The 18215-nt window shown below is 40.6% G+C and carries 13 protein-coding genes and 4 pseudogenes; 8 read left to right on the plus strand and 9 right to left on the minus strand.

Annotated elements, in window-relative coordinates:
* The first annotated feature begins 376 nt into the window (after positions 1 to 376).
* From J2T13_RS22865 to J2T13_RS22885, 5 genes and pseudogenes are all read left to right on the plus strand, one after another.
* Positions 377 to 1747 (plus strand): annotated as a pseudogene (locus tag J2T13_RS22865) (transposase).
* Positions 1748 to 2000: 253 nt separating this feature from the next.
* Positions 2001 to 3553: pseudogene (locus tag J2T13_RS22870) on the plus strand (IS3 family transposase).
* Between the two features lie 642 nt (positions 3554 to 4195).
* Positions 4196 to 5443 carry a diguanylate cyclase domain-containing protein gene (locus J2T13_RS22875; protein ID WP_429374696.1) on the plus strand — a complete coding sequence of 416 codons (1248 nt, stop codon included), beginning with the start codon at positions 4196 to 4198 and terminating at the stop codon, positions 5441 to 5443.
* 86 nt (positions 5444 to 5529) lie between these two features.
* Entirely contained in the window at positions 5530 to 6006 is a 477-nt protein-coding gene (locus tag J2T13_RS22880; RefSeq protein WP_429374697.1) for an extracellular solute-binding protein, read from the plus strand.
* A gap of 40 nt (positions 6007 to 6046) precedes the next feature.
* A complete protein-coding gene (locus J2T13_RS22885) occupies positions 6047 to 6736 on the plus strand; it encodes a hypothetical protein (protein ID WP_429374698.1) in 690 nt (229 codons plus the stop codon).
* Positions 6737 to 7126: 390 nt separating this feature from the next.
* Here the strand turns inward: J2T13_RS22885 and J2T13_RS22890 are convergent.
* From J2T13_RS22890 to J2T13_RS22915, 6 genes and pseudogenes are all read right to left on the minus strand, one after another.
* Positions 7127 to 7644: pseudogene (locus J2T13_RS22890) on the minus strand (DNA alkylation repair protein); the annotation flags it as partial.
* A 163-nt stretch (positions 7645 to 7807) separates the two neighbouring features.
* A complete protein-coding gene (locus J2T13_RS22895; RefSeq protein WP_429374699.1) occupies positions 7808 to 8680 on the minus strand; it encodes a YitT family protein in 873 nt (290 codons plus the stop codon).
* A 325-nt stretch (positions 8681 to 9005) separates the two neighbouring features.
* The gene (locus tag J2T13_RS22900; RefSeq protein WP_429374700.1) at positions 9006 to 9968 is read right to left on the minus strand and encodes a permease prefix domain 1-containing protein; all 963 of its coding nucleotides are present in this window, start codon (positions 9966 to 9968) and stop codon (positions 9006 to 9008) included.
* Between the two features lie 9 nt (positions 9969 to 9977).
* A complete protein-coding gene (locus J2T13_RS22905; protein ID WP_429374702.1) occupies positions 9978 to 10301 on the minus strand; it encodes a PadR family transcriptional regulator in 324 nt (107 codons plus the stop codon).
* 358 nt (positions 10302 to 10659) lie between these two features.
* Positions 10660 to 11658 (minus strand): NAD(P)-dependent alcohol dehydrogenase, encoded by a 999-nt coding sequence (locus J2T13_RS22910; RefSeq protein WP_429374703.1) that lies wholly within the window; start codon positions 11656 to 11658, stop codon positions 10660 to 10662.
* 31 nt (positions 11659 to 11689) lie between these two features.
* A pseudogene (locus tag J2T13_RS22915) lies at positions 11690 to 11788 on the minus strand (ADP-ribose pyrophosphatase); the annotation flags it as partial.
* A gap of 318 nt (positions 11789 to 12106) precedes the next feature.
* Between J2T13_RS22915 and J2T13_RS22920 the strand changes: the two are divergent.
* Positions 12107 to 12538, plus strand: a complete 432-nt coding sequence (locus tag J2T13_RS22920) for a hypothetical protein (protein WP_429374705.1) — start codon at positions 12107 to 12109, stop codon at positions 12536 to 12538.
* Between the two features lie 2 nt (positions 12539 to 12540).
* Here J2T13_RS22920 and J2T13_RS22925 read toward each other — a convergent pair whose 3' ends face one another.
* Positions 12541 to 13005, minus strand: a complete 465-nt coding sequence (locus tag J2T13_RS22925) for a DUF3841 domain-containing protein (RefSeq protein ID WP_429374706.1) — start codon at positions 13003 to 13005, stop codon at positions 12541 to 12543.
* Positions 13006 to 13531: 526 nt separating this feature from the next.
* Here J2T13_RS22925 and J2T13_RS22930 point away from each other — a divergent pair.
* Complete coding sequence (locus tag J2T13_RS22930; protein ID WP_429374708.1) at positions 13532 to 14719, plus strand: YhgE/Pip domain-containing protein; 1188 nt, start codon at positions 13532 to 13534, stop codon at positions 14717 to 14719.
* Positions 14720 to 14764: 45 nt separating this feature from the next.
* Positions 14765 to 15304, plus strand: a complete 540-nt coding sequence (locus J2T13_RS22935) for a PadR family transcriptional regulator (protein ID WP_429374709.1) — start codon at positions 14765 to 14767, stop codon at positions 15302 to 15304.
* Between the two features lie 264 nt (positions 15305 to 15568).
* On the opposite strand, the gene J2T13_RS22940 is transcribed toward J2T13_RS22935, so the two are convergent.
* Both J2T13_RS22940 and J2T13_RS22945 read right to left on the minus strand, forming a co-directional pair.
* Positions 15569 to 15862, minus strand: a complete 294-nt coding sequence (locus J2T13_RS22940) for an S-layer homology domain-containing protein (protein ID WP_429374711.1) — start codon at positions 15860 to 15862, stop codon at positions 15569 to 15571.
* 8 nt (positions 15863 to 15870) lie between these two features.
* Complete coding sequence (locus J2T13_RS22945) at positions 15871 to 18078, minus strand: InlB B-repeat-containing protein (protein ID WP_429374712.1); 2208 nt, start codon at positions 18076 to 18078, stop codon at positions 15871 to 15873.
* Positions 18079 to 18215: the final 137 nt, after the last annotated feature.

Raw genomic sequence — 18215 nt, forward strand, 5'->3', positions numbered from 1 at the left:
TCCAGAACGTGTTGGGCAGTATGTGAAATGATTTTTATCTCCCCTCGGGGAGAAGCCATATTAAAAGAGTTTACACAAAACTATTGACAGACCCGCCACTGTGGGTTGAACCGCCTCTTTGAATCAATTTTTCAGGTAGCTTCAGTAGTTATCTTCATCTTCATCCAATACAGTAAAAATTAACATATTCACCCTTTAATTGATTTATAGGATTTATACACTTAATAGCGAATAAATATATTCATGAATTAATTTCATAATTCCAAAGCCTTACTGAGCTTGAGTTTTTAGAGCATGAAAAAAGGAGTACCTCCACAAATCTCGAAGTGTTAAGTACCGCTACCAAACACCGAGAGAGAGAAAGGAAGAACTCCAGATGTATAGTATTCAACAAGAAAGTTTGTTTTCCTTGCAAGACTTGCTGGAAATGTCACCCAAAGATACCTACGGCTATCACTTTGAAACGTTAGATATTAATCCATTCTTACGTGTTGTTTCTAAGAAGGCATTTCTAGGGGCGCCAACACAGCTCAATTATGCAGCTATGCTTCACTCGCTGTTCATTCGGATCGTCGAACGGATCCCGACCATTAAAGATCTAAGAAATCGCTTAAATAGAAGTATTGAATTTAGTATGGACTGTGGCTTTTCCGGTTCCGATCGAATTCCAAGTGAAGCTTCATATACGCGGTTAATCCAAAAGCTTCAAAGATCCCAAGTTTTTCAGCAGTCCAATGAAAAATTAGTTCAACAAGCCTTTCAAGAAGGGTTTATTGATGCATCCGAGATCGCTATGGATGCCACTCATGTTGAAGCTAGAGATCGCCAACCGGAGAAGAAGAAAGACGAACCGAACCAACTAGCAACTGAACCCCCCAAGAAAAAACGTGGCCGAAAATCCAAGGATGAGCGAGAGCAATGGTTAAAGGAACAGTTAGAACTTGAAGAGAATCGTCCCCTGTTCGAGAAGAAAGTAGAAGCACAATTGTCTTACTCGTATGAAGAGTTGGTGGAGGAAATCCCATTGAACCCTGCCTGGGGCGTAAAGAAGAACTCCCAAGGAAAAAATGTGTTCTGGTATGGTTTTAAAGCGCATCTTGTCGTCGATTGTAAAAAGCAATATATCCTTACAGCATTACTTTCTTCCGGTAACATTAACGATGGCAAGATGGCGATCCCCTTACATAAGGGACTTGCCGAAAGGCACCCTGATTTACCAGTTTCTCATGTGCTCGCGGATGCTGGGTATGATTTAGTACCGATTTACAAGCAAGTTCAGGAAATGGGAGCCAGAGCGCTCATCGATTACAACCGTCGTAACGAACAACCAGATCCCGATGCGGATAAGTATTTTCGTCCGATCTGTAAAGAAGGGCATTCTTACCGATATGATAGTTTTGACTCGAAATACCAAAGCATAAAATACACGTAGCCGAAAGAGTGTAAAGAGTGTCCGTTTAACGATGGACAATGCCAGAAGGTATTCAAGAAAAAGGTCGATGATCATCCGAGAAGATACACTGTCCCAGCTCGTGGTAGCGATAGCTACTATGAACAATATAAAAAAAGAACAGCTGTAGAACGCGTGAATGCATATTTGAAGGAATACTTTCAACTGAACAACAGTCGTCATCGCGGAGCATTGGCCAAAGTCGATTTTGAACTAGCTTGTCTGACATACAATGCTTGTAAACTTACCGTTGACCGTTTGAACCAAAGTACTAAAGCAAATAAATTAACTGCGTAGCCCCTAATTTTAAAAATGAATGCGTTAATTATTCGGTTAGTCTGATTACTGTGAAGATGATTTATGAAATTGATTCTCATATAAAATATAAGTTGTGATGGAGTTCATGCAGCCCCCGTTCTTCCATACTAGATAAGTATAAATATGCTATACTAACAGATAATTCACCAGTAAACCCCCTGTGTCATAATAGTTGTCGTACCTCTCAATAGAATGTATTGTAATTAAAAAGAGAGAATGAGGTGGAGCGACAATGGCTAGATATAGTAACGAACTCAAACAACAGATTATGCTGCGGATGATGCCCCCAAATAATGAATCGGTAAATCAGATCGCGAGGGACAGTGGACTATCAGAAGGCACCCTATATAAGTGGCAAAAGGAAGCCCGAGCCAACGGATTTGTTATACCTGGTGGTGAAAAGGAGTCGGAGAAGTGGAGTACCCGAGATAAGTTTGCCATTGTGGTAGAGACATCCACGTTAAGTGAAATTGAGTTGTCCGAGTACTGCCGTGCAAAAGGGCTGTTTGTTGAGCAAGTAGAAGCATGGCGTGACGCGTGTATGCAAGCCAACGGAGGCGTTGCCGAACAAGCAACAAGACTGGAAAAGGAACTGCGAAACAAAGAACGGGAGAACAAGAATCTTGCCCGTGAATTAAAAAGAAAAGATGCCGCATTAGCCGAAACCGCAGCCCTACTGGTGTTGCGAAAAAAGGCCCGAGAGATCTGGGGGGACCCCGAGGAAGAATGATTCCTGCCTCAGATCGTCAAGTTGCCATCACACTTATTGGAGAAGCCGTACAAGCAGGAGCACGGGAACGACTGGCATGTTTGGAACTTTCCCTTACCCAGCGGACGTTACAGCGCTGGCGTAGTGAGCGAACGCCGCTAGAAGATCAACGTCCCCATTCCATCAAGAGAGCTCCTTCGCATAAACTAAATGAAACAGAAGTTCAGCAGATCATTGAAGTGATTAACCAAGCCGAGTTTAAGAGTTTACCACCGAGTCAGATTGTCCCTAGACTTGCAGATCAAGGCATCTATCTCGGTTCATAATCTACCTTTTACCGCGTCATGCACAAGCATGGGCAACAGCAACATCGTGGACGTAGCCAGAAACCCAGCTCCAAGCCCATTACGAGTCACTGTGCTACCAAACCCAATGAAGTATTGATGTGGGATATTAGCTGGCTACAGGGTCCGGTGTTTTATTATCTCTATCTCGTCCTAGATTTATATAGTCGCAAAATTGTAGGTTGGGAGATTTGGGATGAGGAATCTTCTGAATATGCAAGCCAGCTCATGCGCAGAACCGTACTGAGTGAGCAATGTTCCGTGCGAAAAAGTCCTCTTATTTTACATTCGGACAATGGTAGCCCGATGAAAGGCGCAACTCTACTTGAAACCTTATACAGTCTAGGTATTATCCCATCCCGAAGTAGACCGCGAGTAAGCAACGACAATCCGAATGCGGAGTCTATTTTCAGAACGTGTAAATACCGACCGAACTACCCTCTTAAGGGATTTGGATCGAGGGATGAAGCTCGGGAATGGACCTTACGATTTGTCCGTTGGTACAACTCGGAGCATCGCCACAGTGGATTGAACTTCTTGACCCCGAATCAAAGACATATGGGTCTTTCCGAGGAGATCTTTGAGAAGAGAATACAAGTCTATGAGGCAGCAAAAGCGAAAAATCCTAGCCGTTGGTCTGGAAAGACACGTAACTGGGAACTGGATCAAAAGGTATGGCTCAATCCCGAAAAAGATGGAGTCATAGATGCTGATGAAGAACAATTCAAATGACTACATAAATTCTATGGAATCGCGACAACTGTCTTGACAACTACCGTAAAGCAGGGAGCGCACATCGTGGAGAAACCAAAAAACCTTTATCTTCATATCAGACTTACTCTTCTTCTATTTGGTATGTTACGCTGACATATCTATACCCCATACCATTAATATATGGATATTCCATTCATATATCCAGTCTATTTCTCATTCTTGCAATCGCTTTACTAGGTCGAAACACTTCAATTATATTAGCCCTTCTTGTCTGTCTAATCCAATGGCAAGTTTTTAATCAACCGTTGATCGTATGGCTCATCGTTGTTGAGGTTATTTTTCTTATCCTCTGTCAAAGTATCCGCAGTAAATCATATGTGTTCTATGACGTTTTTTTCTGGTTGTTACTCGGTTTTCCTATAGTCATACTATTGATTTATTTACAAACAAATAGTTTAGGGACTGACGCAATATTGCAGATTTTAGTCCTTATTGTTAATGGCCTGGCCAATGCGCTTATGGCCGAACTTATTCTCACCTATACTCCTATTCGAAAGACTATCACTGGACAAAAGAAGGAAGCCATCACAATTCGCCAAATTCTGTTTCACTTAGCCATTTGTTTTCTTCGCTGTAATTATTGGATGGTATCAAAGTGATATGATTACCAAGCGTGCTACCGAACTAACTTCTACTATTGCCTCAGGTATACAGGGACAACTTCAGAATTGGGAACCTAAGGATTATAGGTTGCTCCACTTACATTCGCTTCTGCAATTAGGAAGACTACAAGAGATTACTGAGAAATATGAAGCTTCAGGAGAACCTGTGCGTATTCTAATTACAGATAACAGCGGATATAATTTAGTCGATACCCAAGGGATCAACAACGATGACCCACAATACTGGAAAGAATCAGGCTCCGTATACATAGCTGACAAAGATTTATACTTATGGCTTCCAGAGCGTTCCTACTACGATTCCGCTCGATGGGATCATTCTTACTTTATCTATAATGCTCTCATACCTAATCAAAATATGCAGATTCATATAGAAGTACCGTTCTCTTACTTTGCTAAGGATATTTATCATATTTATACTGTTAATTTCGCTTTTATTCTTGGAAGTATAGCTGCTGCAGCTTTGGTATGTTGGATTCTCAGTCGTTTTATCATCTTTCATCTAATGAATCTTATTCATTCGACTGTCAAGCTACCAGAAGAAATAAGGGAGAACAGAAAACTCAAGCTTCAAGACAGCCCAATTCTCGAACTTAAATGGTTACGAGACAACTTTGATCATATTTCACAGAAACTCACTGCTATGTTTGCAGAATCCGAAGAGATGAATAGAAGCTTGCATGAGAAAGCCTTAAAACTACTTAAATCTGAGGAACGACTCAGCCAGTTGGCTTTTACTGACAACCTCACACAGCTGCCCAATCGAAATTACTTCATGCAATATCTCCAACAGCTAGATGTTCTAAATAAAGACCTCTCCGAACTAACAGCGTTCATGTTTATAGATTTAGATAAGTTCAAGATTGTAAATGATCGCATGGGGCATGCTGCAGGAGATGAACTCCTTCGCTATGTCGCCAAAACCTTAACTCGTGTTACCAGTCATGGTACCGTCTGCCGTCTAGCTGGAGATGAGTTTGTTGTGGTTCTTACTGAGACAAACCTACAAGAAGTAGACCATACTTGTGAGAGTGTACTAGCCGCCTTCACTCAACCAGTCTTAATAGAAAACCAACCACATGAAGTGAATGTGAGCATTGGTATTGCAATATATCCTATAGATGACTTGAATTTTGAGAATATCTTTAATCTATCCGATAAAGCGATGTACCAAGCTAAATCCGAAGGAGGTAGCACTTATGTCTATTATTCAGAGCTACTATCATAATCAGAATGGAAGTGACCATAGTGCGCAAATTTCTTATCATCATTCTAAGCTTCTGTTTAATGATCCTATCTGCCTGCAGTAACCCAATGATAAGCTTAGAACCCTATTCCTTCGAACCCACTCAGGTATCTTCACAATCTCCACCTTCTGAACAACAAGACGAAATACATGATGAACTAACCATCTGGTCCTATTACGATATGACTTATTCTAATAGTTTATTTGAAACAGCACATCCTGGTGTAAAGGTACATTCAACTCTAATTGAATATAATGATATTGTCGAAACATATATCAATGCTTTCCTTACCGGCGAAGGACCTGACATCATCATTTTAGATGGAATCCAGATGAATTATTTTAACGGAATTGATGCTCTCGAAGATCTTTCTTCAGAAGCGTATGATAGTAAGGAATATCTGAACATAATCCCTAAAAATCAGATTCCAATATCTTCAAGTTTCGATCTAAAAAAATTAATTGCACTTCCAATAGAGATCACATCCGCTCTCACCTTTTATAGAGCGGATGTGCTGGAGGATAACGGGTTCCCCTCCAGATAAACTGGCAGCCTATTTACAATATCCTGAAAATTGGATTTATATGGCTAAGGAATTGAAGAAGAAGAATATCTTTATTTTTCAGCATTATACAGACCCATTTGAAATTTCTTCCATGAGTAATAGCATGTTTAATAAGAACATGGATTTCAACCGATCTGGTGAGGATTTTGATAATGCGCTAATTATCTCCAAAGAAATCAGAAAATTCGGATTAGCATTCAGAAATTCGGTTTGGGATGCTTCCGGTCAAGAAGCTTTACGTAAAGGTCAGCTTGCCATGATGTATACAGGCTCCTGGGGAGTCAGCAATCTTATGAGTTGGGTACCTGAAATGGAAGGAATGTGGCGAGCAACCGAATTACCTCTCAGCCTGTCAGGATATCAAGGTGGGGCTGCTGCTGGAATCGTCAATACCTCGAAGAACAAAGATTTAGCTTGGGAATATATTCAGTCAATAACAAATCTACTTAATCCTTCTATGGATAAGTCCAAGCAGCAATATTTAGGTGGACAGGACCTTATTCCATTAATCAACCAGAGTGTTAACAACTCATCTAGCTTATACCCCTCTCCTATAGACAATGATCTCGATAATATTTGGAACAGAAGGGTTATTATGATGATTGAATCGGACAATTCGGATGCAATAGACTTAAAAAAGACCGGTGAATTTATCGAACTTTTTACTGAAGCTGACCGTACACGACTTGCGAAATTTATTCAGCCTTAAGGGGTCTAGTAATGATATAGATCCAGTTTTCGTAGATCAAAGTGATGCTTGGTATGAGACGACGGGTCAAGAGTTCTATATTCTTAGGTTAGTTACGACGTGTCAGATATAGGCATTCCACATGCAGTAAGCAGGGGTGAAACGTTCGCCGTTTCGCTCCTGTTTTTTCTATGCTAAAAGATACACAAAGTCAAAAGCGTACCTCTTTCAGTACCCTCGGTGTAATCCTTGCGTTTTCTGTTCATTAAGGCTGATATCTAGTTGATTTTTACATCAAGTCAGCATAAGCTGCTCGCTTACACATTCTATTACTAGTTTAACGAACATTACGATATGAAAACAGCCATGCAGAAATAGTTAAATAATACTACCCAAGAAAATTGAACCGCTATTATTCATAACGTATTTTGTTCGTTCGGGGGAATCGTGAATCGTATTTCGCACAATTTCAAGCATATTGGCAAGTTTGCTTGCGGAAAATTCACCGTCCGGTCGATACCCAAAAGCCAGCAGTAACAACTCCAGCCCGCTGACATTCTCAGCACTTCTCCACTTGCAATCCATTGATCGGCAACTTCTTGTGCAATATCTGTTTCTGCCAAAGTTACTGCCACTACATAATCGGAAAGCATATAAAAATAAGCCGAATCGATCCATCGATTAAAATCAGCTTCAGTCATTGCTTTGGGGTCTGCGATTACGCCGGCAAAATACATGGCATCGTAATTCCCGGTGCTGTAAAGCTGCTCAGCCAAAGGTTGATTTTTTTTATTTTTCTTGGCGATCGGCTTCATTACGCCTGTAGCTACACCAAAAAGCGGTTCGTGCGCCCCATTGGATACGTATATTTTCTTGGTTCGTTCCTTGCCGAGAGCTTCAAGTTCCTGCATTACCATTTCGAAATTCATTGTCTGATACTTCCTTATTTTTGAATGATTTCATCCATTTTATCTTAACCACATGCTGTCCACTTTAGTTTAGCAGTTACTACTGGACAGCGATAGTGTACTGCAATTGGACAAAGATAAAAAAAAGAAGAGGTGGCTCCCGCCCCTCTTTACGTTCTTGAACCTAATGAATATTATGCTTTTTGAAACTACCACCTTTAACTTCTGCTACATCATATACGGTAACAAAGGCATTGGGGTCAATTTCATGAATGATTTCTTTTATTTTACTTTCTTCCAAACGGTTAATGACACAAGTAATTTCTTTGAATTGTTCATTGGAGTAACCGCCGTAAGCATCACTATATGTTGCTCCACGACCTAATCGATCACGAATAGTTTCTACCATTAATTCGGGTTGATGTGTGATGATTTTAAAAGTTTTAGAACCGCTTAACCCTTCTTCTACAATATGAATGACTTTAGAAGCGATGAAATAAGCGATTGCTGATAGAATAGCCCCTTGTAGACCAAATACGGTTGATACAACAATAAAGACAAACATATTTAGAAATAATATGAGATCACTTGTCCCAAAAGGTAATTTTCGTGAAAGTAGTACAGCTAACATATCAATCCCATCTATTGCACCACCATTACGCAATGCTAACCCCATACCAAAACCGATGATAATCCCACCAACAACGGTAACTAATAATGTATCCCCTTGAATAATTGTTGGTACATGGTGCATAAGACTAGTTCCAATCGCTAGCGAAGCAATACCGATAACGGAATAAATTGCAAAGCTTTTACCAATTTGCTTATATCCTAACCAAACAAAAGGGATATTAAGTACTCCAATTAGTAGCCCTAACGGTAATCCAAATAGTTGTGAGCCAACGATACTTAGACCTGTCACACCACCGTCTGAGACGTTGTTGGGTATTAATACTGATTCTAGGCCATATGCAGCTATCAGAGCCCCAATAATAATCAATAGTACTCTTGAGAGTATCATCAGTTTATTTGGTTTTTGTTTTCTTATTACCTTCATTTACTTTCCCCGATTCAAATTAATTTTTATTTCGTTACTACATATATTTTTAATCCCCTAAACTTATTGCAATGCAAAGGTGATCCATTTTTCTTGAAATCGAAGAACCGATAGAAAATAGTCTATAATAAATATTACTATTTTGGCAAGCTGAACAACATCTTCCTGATACAACATCAAGTAACGTCAGATCAAATAAACTGAACTTTCTATAAGCAAATAACCGCAAAAAAACGGACTTCCTCGTGAGAAGTCCGTTTAGTTTTTGTCTTATACAAACTCAATTCTATTATAGCACTATCAGGCTAAAGCGCAGTCAGCACAATCAGGAAACATTTCTGCGCTTCAGAATATGGTAGACATTACTCGACATGCCGGACAGGATGCCTGCAATGGGGAATACGGTCCAATTGACATCCCAGCGCTGATAGACAAAGCCTGTGAACAGGAAAATCACCGTCGCCAAAGGCCACAACACAGCCCCCACAACTCCCACAAATCGGTCCTCTTCCTTCTTCTCTGCAGTGATATTCGGCTCCTCCAGCAGTTTCGTATAAGTTCCATGAATATTCCCGTAATAGACAAACAGAAACACTGCCACAGCTGCAATTACCAGAAAGGCAGCGACTCCAAATGAGGCGAAGTCATCGTTGACGTATGAAGCCGCGAAGATAAAGACCGGCGACAGCACGCACAGACAGACGCCTGTAATCAGAGAAAGGCGGTAAGTCGGAGCGTAAAGGACTTGGCTACGCTGAAGTGCCATCTTGAGCGCATAAGGCAGCTGGAAGCCTTGCTCCAGACTCTTGAAGCGCTCAAGCTTCATTCCGCTGTGAACGAACATCCCAACGGCCACGGCGATCGGCACGATCATTCCGACCAGCCCCAGCATCGAACCTTTATCGGCCATATCAGCATTATTTTCAAACAATGTACTAAGAACAATCAACAGTGCCACCCCGCATGCGCAGAGAAAAACGCCGATACCGGTCCATAATCCGGAGCTACGTCTGGCAGACGCATAGGCGTACACCTCATCTTCCGTCAGCACAGGCAGAGCCTGTTCGGGTCCGGCTGGACGGATGCCGAGCTCGGCTGTCAGCTCCTCTATATTGCCGAATTCCGAAATAACGATGCCGATCGCCTCATTCTCCGACTTGCCATCACACTTCAGCTCCAGGTACTTCTCCTCCATCCCAGACAGCAACTCCTGCTTCAGATGCTCCAGTTCCGAGGTCTTTGGCAGACCAGCGAACATATTATTCAGATATACTATGATCGTCTCCATGCTCTATCATCACTCCCTGATAAATTGGTTTACAACCTCTTGTGTAACCTTCCATTCCTCGCATTTCTCCTTGTAATAGGCGAGACCCTGCGGGCTAATCCGGTAATATGTGCGTCGCTTGCCGAGGCTCTCATCCTGGTAAAAAGATTCAATGTACCCATTCTTCTCCAGCCGAGTGAAGGCGGAATACAGCGTTGTCTCCTTCATGACATACTTCTCTTGCGTCAGCTGCCTGATATTTTTGGAAATTTCGTACCCGTAGGATTCCCCGTCCAGCAGCATGTAGAGGATCAGCGTATCATTGTAGCCACGTATAACATCACTGCTGATCAAAAATGGTATCCCCCTTGATTACTTCATCTGTCGTAGTAGTTGCAGTATAACACAATTACTACGACAGATGAAGTAGTTAACGGTAAAATAGGTAAAAAAAATTCCGAACCGGGATCAAGGTGCGGATGAGCTTGCTTTTTATGATCGTTGTTCACAACCTAAACGACCCTTACGAGGCTCGCCGGGTGTCCTATTATTGTCTATTTTTCAAGATATGCTACGTTTTTGAAAGGATCATTTAATTTTTGTAATAGCCACCGTCCATTGTAGTTGTTGTAAAATGTGTTGAGTACTCGTGGTAATTTCGCACCTTGGTTATCTTCCTCAATTGGTAACTTGAATCACTAATGATTGAACATCAAATATATTCGGGGTTTTTGGAATCAAAATAGTTCATGTTTATGACGACTTTCCCCTTGGTGTGTCCTTCACCAAGATACCGAAGAGCCTGAGGAACTTCGCTTAATGGATACAGTCGATCTATAATAGGTACTACTTGGCCAGCCTCGAACAACTCTTTCATAGTATTTTGATCGTTGCTGTTAGGTTTGTGTATAAGGACACCCATTCTCTTTTTTTCGATCATTGAAATGAGAGGCCCTTGGAATATAACCTGGAAAATTCGGTTCATGGAACCTCCGACCATGACATAAGCGCCTTTGTGACGTAGTATACGCTTGTACTCGTAAACCGACCGATTTCCCACCACATCAAGGATCAGGTCATACTGTTGCCCTTTTGTGGTGAAATCCTCTTGTGTATAATCAATGACGTGGTCGGCGCCAATCGAACGTAGCATCTTCAATTTCAGCGTCGTGTCGACACCTGTCACTTCTGCTCCGATAGATTTAGCATACTGAATAGCAAATGTACCTACACCTCCTCCAGCACCATTAATTAATACCATATGTCCTTTCTTAATCTGTCCTTTATCACGCAATCCCTGTAACGCAAGGACAGCCGCTTGGGGAATGGCCGCTGCTTCCTCGAATGACATACTGGCTGGCTTTAGCGATAATGCACTCTCTTGAGCACATACATACTCTGCAAATCCGCCCCACCCACATCCAGAGATGTCCCCGAATACATCCTGCCCTGGCTGATATTGTTTTACATCTCTGCCAACGGCTACAACCCGACCTGCTATGTCAGCACCTAGTATGTTGTGTTTGGGTTTTAGAAACCCTCCAAGGCGGGATACGAACGGTTTCCCTCTTAGCAGATCCCAATCCCAGGAATTTACGGATGCAGCATGTACTTGAATCAGAACTTCATTGTTCTTAGGAGCGGGCTTCTCCACCTCTGCAAGTTTCAGAACGTCAGTAGAACCATATTTGCTGTATATAATCGCTTTCATCGAGAATTCCTCCCTTTAGATATATCGCATCTTCATCCATTACCGTGAAAATTAACATATCTACTGTAACGGACGGACTTTCGAACATACTGACATCATACTGCTGTAAATACTCAGTTGCTGTAAGTCCCTACTTATCTTTATGCTGCTCTTTGTTCAATACAATCACCTAATCATCATTTTTGTTATTAACATATTATTATCAGATGTACACTAGCATCCAGTCTTAATTCCCAACTATTATACATTTCGTAGATATCTTAAGAGGAACGGTTGAAGCCACGTTTTATACTTATTCGCTCCGATACCAACGTTATCGTCAATAAAGAAAATACAACAACTGACGCCTGTTGATTAACTAAATTAAGGGAACATAATATTGAAAAAAAGGTCGTTCTTCCAGTAAAATCAATTCCACCACAGAAGTTGATTTGAAAGAGGCGACCTCATGAAAAAGTCTACCACGTTCACTACCTCAGTTCGAACCCTATTGACTGAAGACGATGTGAAAGAAATTATGAAAGAATTAAAATACGAGGATATTACAACCAAGTTTACATCAACCCAACTCCTGCTCTTTTTTATGAATGCGGCTTTAGGTCAGTGGGATAGCTACCGTTCAGGCGTTGGACAAGCGGTAACAAGTGGCTTAATCCCTGTTTGTTATTCTACCTTTTCTACCAAAGCCAGTGAGGTTCCCTACGAACTATTCAAACACTTGTTTAATCGACTTATTTCAAAATGCAACCGGGAAACGAAACATCATTTGGACATTCCTAAGAATCTGTTACTCGTGGATTCAACGCCCATCACTAATCTGTCAGCAAGCGTATGTTTGCATGAAAAACCTCCCATTTGGTTTGGAAGTGGATTAAACTAAATTTAACTGCCTCTTGCAATAAACTCTCTGACTTTACGAACATGCGAGATTTCAATTTTTCCGCTAACTCCTTGGAGATGTTGTTCAGAATCATTCCACCAAGGCGATCCTTTCAGCAGCCCGAGATCAAATATACGCTCCCAGCTTTCTTCCTTCGACATGCTCAGTTCGTTCCGATAAAAGGTATCCCACTCAACTTCATCTAAAGCTAAGAAGCTATCATTTAGAACACTATGCCATGCATCAAAATCGGATAATAATACTTGTAAACTCAGAATCTCTACTTCGAGGCTTACAGCATGAGTACCTCCGTAAAAATGACCACTTCTTCGAAGATCAGGCTTCTCTGTCCATAGCCATATTGGATATTCGTCAGGATAGTGGGAAAGATGCTTCTTCATTTGTTTGATCATCCAATGGTAATCCTCAAGTATTTCTGCCCAGATGAAATCAGGGTTACCGACCAAGTAACCAACTTTCTAGGCATTCTCCCACGCTTCTATCGTTTGATTTGACGTAGCAAACACCTGCCTGAATTTGATATCTTTATTATACGAAAAACAACATCTTCCACACGAATAGATTGCGCAAAAGATGCTTCTAAATTGAAATCCGTTCTTGCAGAATATAAGGGATAATATTCGAAGTTGCAAAGGTGACGTAATTGTCCTGAAGAAGCGTAAGCCATCTAATTTCAACAGCGATCGAAAGGACAATCCGTAATCGCAGCGGTATCCTACACAAATGTGCGTGGAATTTTTCAGTGCCCTCGGAGTAATCCTGGTGTCTTCTGTTCATTAAGGTTGATGTCTAATCGATTTTTACATCAAATCAACATTTCGAGTCTATATCATATCGCAGATGAATCCTTCGTAAAATTGACATTCGAATTTAATTGTCGTAGAATAAATTCCAGTCAGTTTAAAGTACTTTAATTAAAGTACTTTAATTAAAGTGCTTTTATAAAAGTGTTTTACAGAAGGGAAGTATACAGTGAAATTCACACAATTTTTGAAATCCAAAGGGGCAATTGCTTCGATTTTTATGGGTGTGTTCTATGCCGCTGCGATGCTCGGTATTTTCTTACCAGGATATACGGCGCTTCCAGGGAACATGGATGATTTAAAAATCGCTATCGTTAATGATGATGCAGGTGAATATGGGGCTAAGATTTCGAGTCAATTTACAGAAAGCTTACCATTCAAAACGATAAAAACCGATGTATCGAATAATAAGGCTATGGATGAATTAGAGCATAATAAGTTAGCTTTAGTTGTCCATATTCCAGAAGAATTCTCCGCTAATGTTCAAAGTGGCGATGTATCCTCGAGTATTGATTTCACAGTCAATGAAGCTTCTGCCACAATGGTATCTTCAGCGATGTCTTCTGTTGTAGGAGAAATTAACAAACAATTAAGCGCAAGCTTCTCTCAACAAACCGCACAAGGCGTGTTAAAGAACTTTAACGTACCAGAAGAACAAGCAGCAGCACTTGCTGCTCAAATAGAAAACAGTTATGTAGGAAATTATGTTGTCATCAATGATGTTCCAGATGGTATGCACAACAACATGTTACCCATGTTCTTAACCATGGCTGGTTATGTTGGTGCAATGATTGCTGCATTGCAATTAGTTGCTTCATTTAAAGCGAGCCGAGGGAGAGCAAGTAAGACTAAATTATTTATTTTCGTACAATTAACTGCCTTGATAATCGCTGTATTATCAGCAGTCGTTGCCTTAGCCATTTCATTCTCTATTGCAGATGTAGAACTATCATTACTTTTACCAGTCGCTGCTCAGCAAATTCTAATGTATATGGCTGCATTTAACGTGTGTGCGATTATGGTCTTCTTACTTGGTGAAGGCGGTATGATTTTAAATATTCCAATCCTATTAATGCAAACGATCGCCAATGGTGCTACTATGCCTCGTGACATGATGTATACACCTTATGATTGGTTCGGCCGCATCACACCGATGTATTATTCTGTACAAGCTTATTTGGCACAAATGTTTGGTTCTATTAGCCCAGCACCATTCTTATGGGGATTAGCAGCCGTATTTATCGGTGCTATGCTGATTAACATTGTAATCGTCCGGTTTGTTCATAAACCAATGCCTGTGACTAAAGAAACTGTACAAACTATTGAAGTTATAAATACAGCTGAAATACCCGCCTAAGTTTGGTAAGATGTAATTAGCCAAAAGATTAGGAGTGGGTTTGTGATGTCAATTCAAATTTATATATTAAGTAAGTTAATGGATGAAAATAATTATCCGTATAAATTAAAGAAGGAACTATCCTCCCCTATTCCCTTTGATAAAATGGGTAATCTATCTGAAAGCAAACTGTATTATCACTTTGATTCCCTCTCGAAACAAGGTTTAATTGAACAAGTGGAGATCATTAAAGAAGAACATCGCCCAGACAAGCAGGTATTTTCCATTACTGATAAAGGACGTAAACAGCTCCCACTCAAAATTTATCAGTTAATAGAAAATGCAGAAGTCATTTCAGATATGATTGTCGGTCTTGTGTATCTTCGTTTTGTAGAAACTGACAAAGTGATTCCTATGATCGAGAAAAAAATTGAACAGTCGCTGATAAAAAAAGAATATATGAATCAAATTTATCATCAAATTAATGTAGATGATTCAGTTCGTGAAGTAGTAGATTTCATAAATAGCTACTCTGGGTCTCTATTAGAGCAATCCACCCATTGGTTGGAAGTTCTTTTAGAAAAGTTAAAAACGAAGACCATATAAAAGAAGAATGCCTTGGATGACACATCGTCCAAGACATTCTTCTTTTTTATCTCACCTTTTACTAAGGCCCTTGTTTTCTCCATTCAAATATTTCGTGGGGTAGACAAATAATGACTCCTGTAACGTACAGGAGTCATCTCTTATCAGCCTATTAATCATCAATAACTTATAGCCCATGTTTGATTCTCCTGTGTTATGGTTGTTGTGGTGACTCCATTTTACACGAATCTCTTATGAGCCGCTTTTTATCCGTACTACTTCATATTACAATCCGGCATTCAACGCTCGGTACATCATTGCGACGAACTGTGCACGTGTCACAGGTTCATCCGGATTAAATTTACCGTTATCACCTAATACAATCTCTATTTTTGCAAGTGCTGCAATGTAAGCATAGCTCCAATGCGTTGAAGGCACGTCTTGGAAAGTACTTATTCCACCTAGTTCTACCTTAAGGGCAAGCGCCACAATTTTTGCCATCTGTGCACGAGTCAGCGATTCATTTGGATTAAATCTACCCTTTGACCCATCTACAATTCCTGCTTGTTGCAGTGACACAACGGCTTCTAGTACGGATGGCTTGGTGATACATCAGAGAAAGATACCGGCTCACGTGTTGCTTCGAACTCGAAAGCACGCATGAAGATCAAGGCCATATGTTGGCGCTGGATTGATTCATCCGGATGAAACGAACCGTCTGGATACCCCGTAATAATCCCTTGACTAGCCAATTCCTCAATCATTCCTTTAGCCCAATGTCCCGAAATATCTTCAAAAGTCACAACCGGAAGTTCTGATTTTGGTCCATCTGGGGTTGGCTCTGGTTCTTGACCCGGCTTCGGTGCTGGGGAAGTGTTTGCAATCCATTTCGCATACAATTTTGTATCTTTTGTTACACGATCCGTTAGAAGATCCCACTTTTGGGTCAATGCAACATCTTGATACCAGCCTCCAAATATAAATCCTTCCTTGGTGGGGGTTGGTAGCTCTGCTAGTCTTGAATCATTCGCTACAGACAGATTGACTACAACGTTTCCCCCATTGGTTTCAAAATACATCGTTGAATTTTGTGGTACTGTTGGAATATAACCACCTCCATTACTTCCAGAGGAACTATTATCAATCCACTTCACATACAACGTCGTATTCGCTGTGACCAGATCCTTCGTAAAGATCCATTGCTTTGCTAATGTTATCTCTTTATACCAACCACCAAATGAATAACCTTGCTTCGTAGGTGCAGTCGGTTCGGTAGCCGTTTCATTGTATGATTTATTCTGAGGCGCTACGACACTTCCTCCATTTGACTCAAAAGACAATGTATATTGATTAATATCCCATGCTGCATAGAGTATGACATTAGCTGCGCTTATATTGAATGTATCATTCGCAGCATAGCTTGTCCCACTTCCATCTACTTTTGTATTCCAACCATTAAACGTAAATCCAGTTTTCACTAGACTTCCAGTATTATCAGCTACTGTTACACTATTCCCAATCTCATAGGGTTGACTATCTATGGGCACAAGTCCTCCAGTAGCTCCATTTCCGTCGTAGCTTACTCTATATTTGAGGATGTTGAATGTAATGGTAATCGAATTACCTGCATCATCCGTAACAACAAGTACATAGGAGTCTTCAGCGTCAACAGACGAGCCGCTTATAAACGAACTGCCGTTCAATGTTGCGGTACCTTCATAAAAAGTAATTGTTAGTAAGGAATCGTAGCTCTCTCCATCTTTTACACCGATAACGATCGGAGCTGTCATATCCAGAATAATACTAGCTTGAGCTGATCCACTATTACCCGCATGGTCGATAAATCGTACATAAACTGTCTTACTGCCATCTCCTGGTCGCAATGTATAGTTCATGCTTGCTCTATATTTTTTTTCATCTGACCATTTAAGATCATCATAAGAAAACTGTACACTATCGACATCCGTCACTCCTGCTCCTAATGTAAAATTAAGAGTTACATCTTGACTTGTTGTATACGCGGTTCCAGAGTTAATGACGACAGTACCTGTTGGTTTTACTGTATCTAGCGTAATAGTTGAGTTATACTCTGGTGATTCATTGCCTGCTCCATCAATGAGTTGTATCATAACTGCTTTTGCTCCATCTCTACTCCCAATATCCAGTAGGAAGCTACTATTGTAAGGAATCATCCATGACGGTGATCCAATCACTGTGTATTTGATATAAGCAATATCCGTTACACCTGCTGCAGGTGTTATATCAACGTATACGTTGGAGTTATTTGTATAAGCCCTACCATCATTCACAACGACCGTACCTGTTGGCTCTGTTGTATCCAAAAGGATACTACTCTGAATTTCGGTCTTATTACCTGCTCGATCAAATAAACGTACATATACCGTTTTATTTCCATTTCCAGCTGATAATGTATAGCTTTTAGTAGAACTAAAGGCTTCTACAACCGACCAACTACTATTGTTATTTGAAAATTGTACCCCTACCACATCTGTCACGCCACTACCTAAGGATAGATTAAGCGTTACATCAGGATTCGTTGTATACGCGATTCCATTATTAATAACAACAGTGCCTGTTGGCGCTACCGTATCCAGTGTAATGGTTCTTTGATATTCCGGCGATTCATTCCCAGCTCCATCAACAAGCTTAAAGGTCAGTACTTTTTCTCCGTCAACATTTCCTATACCTAGTATAAAGCTTGGTACATAAGACATCTTCGTAAATGGATTTCCATTAACTGAATATCGGATATGCGTAATATCATTTACACCCACATCTGGGGTTACTGAAACAGATACACCTATACTATTCGTATATTGGTTGCCTTGATTTACAATTACCGTTCCTGTCGGAGGAGTCTTATCTATTCGGAAATGAATCGTTTCTGATTGGCTTCCTGCTGTAACTGTTA

It is taken from the genome of Paenibacillus sp. DS2015 (assembly GCF_050433705.1).
In the GTDB taxonomy this organism is placed as follows: domain Bacteria; phylum Bacillota; class Bacilli; order Paenibacillales; family Paenibacillaceae; genus Paenibacillus_AQ.

Bases quoted from the DNA above. Each gene is read 5' to 3' on its own strand.
- J2T13_RS22875 (WP_429374696.1), top strand. From the start codon at position 4,196: ATGATTACCAAGCGTGCTACCGAACTAACTTCTACTATTGCCTCAGGT.
- J2T13_RS22880 (WP_429374697.1), top strand. From the start codon at position 5,530: ATGATAAGCTTAGAACCCTATTCCTTCGAACCCACTCAGGTATCTTCA.
- J2T13_RS22885 (WP_429374698.1), top strand. From the start codon at position 6,047: ATGGCTAAGGAATTGAAGAAGAAGAATATCTTTATTTTTCAGCATTAT.
- J2T13_RS22895 (WP_429374699.1), bottom strand. From the start codon at position 8,680: ATGAAGGTAATAAGAAAACAAAAACCAAATAAACTGATGATACTCTCA.
- J2T13_RS22900 (WP_429374700.1), bottom strand. From the start codon at position 9,968: ATGGAGACGATCATAGTATATCTGAATAATATGTTCGCTGGTCTGCCA.
- J2T13_RS22910 (WP_429374703.1), bottom strand. From the start codon at position 11,658: ATGAAAGCGATTATATACAGCAAATATGGTTCTACTGACGTTCTGAAA.
- J2T13_RS22920 (WP_429374705.1), top strand. From the start codon at position 12,107: ATGAAAAAGTCTACCACGTTCACTACCTCAGTTCGAACCCTATTGACT.
- J2T13_RS22935 (WP_429374709.1), top strand. From the start codon at position 14,765: ATGTCAATTCAAATTTATATATTAAGTAAGTTAATGGATGAAAATAAT.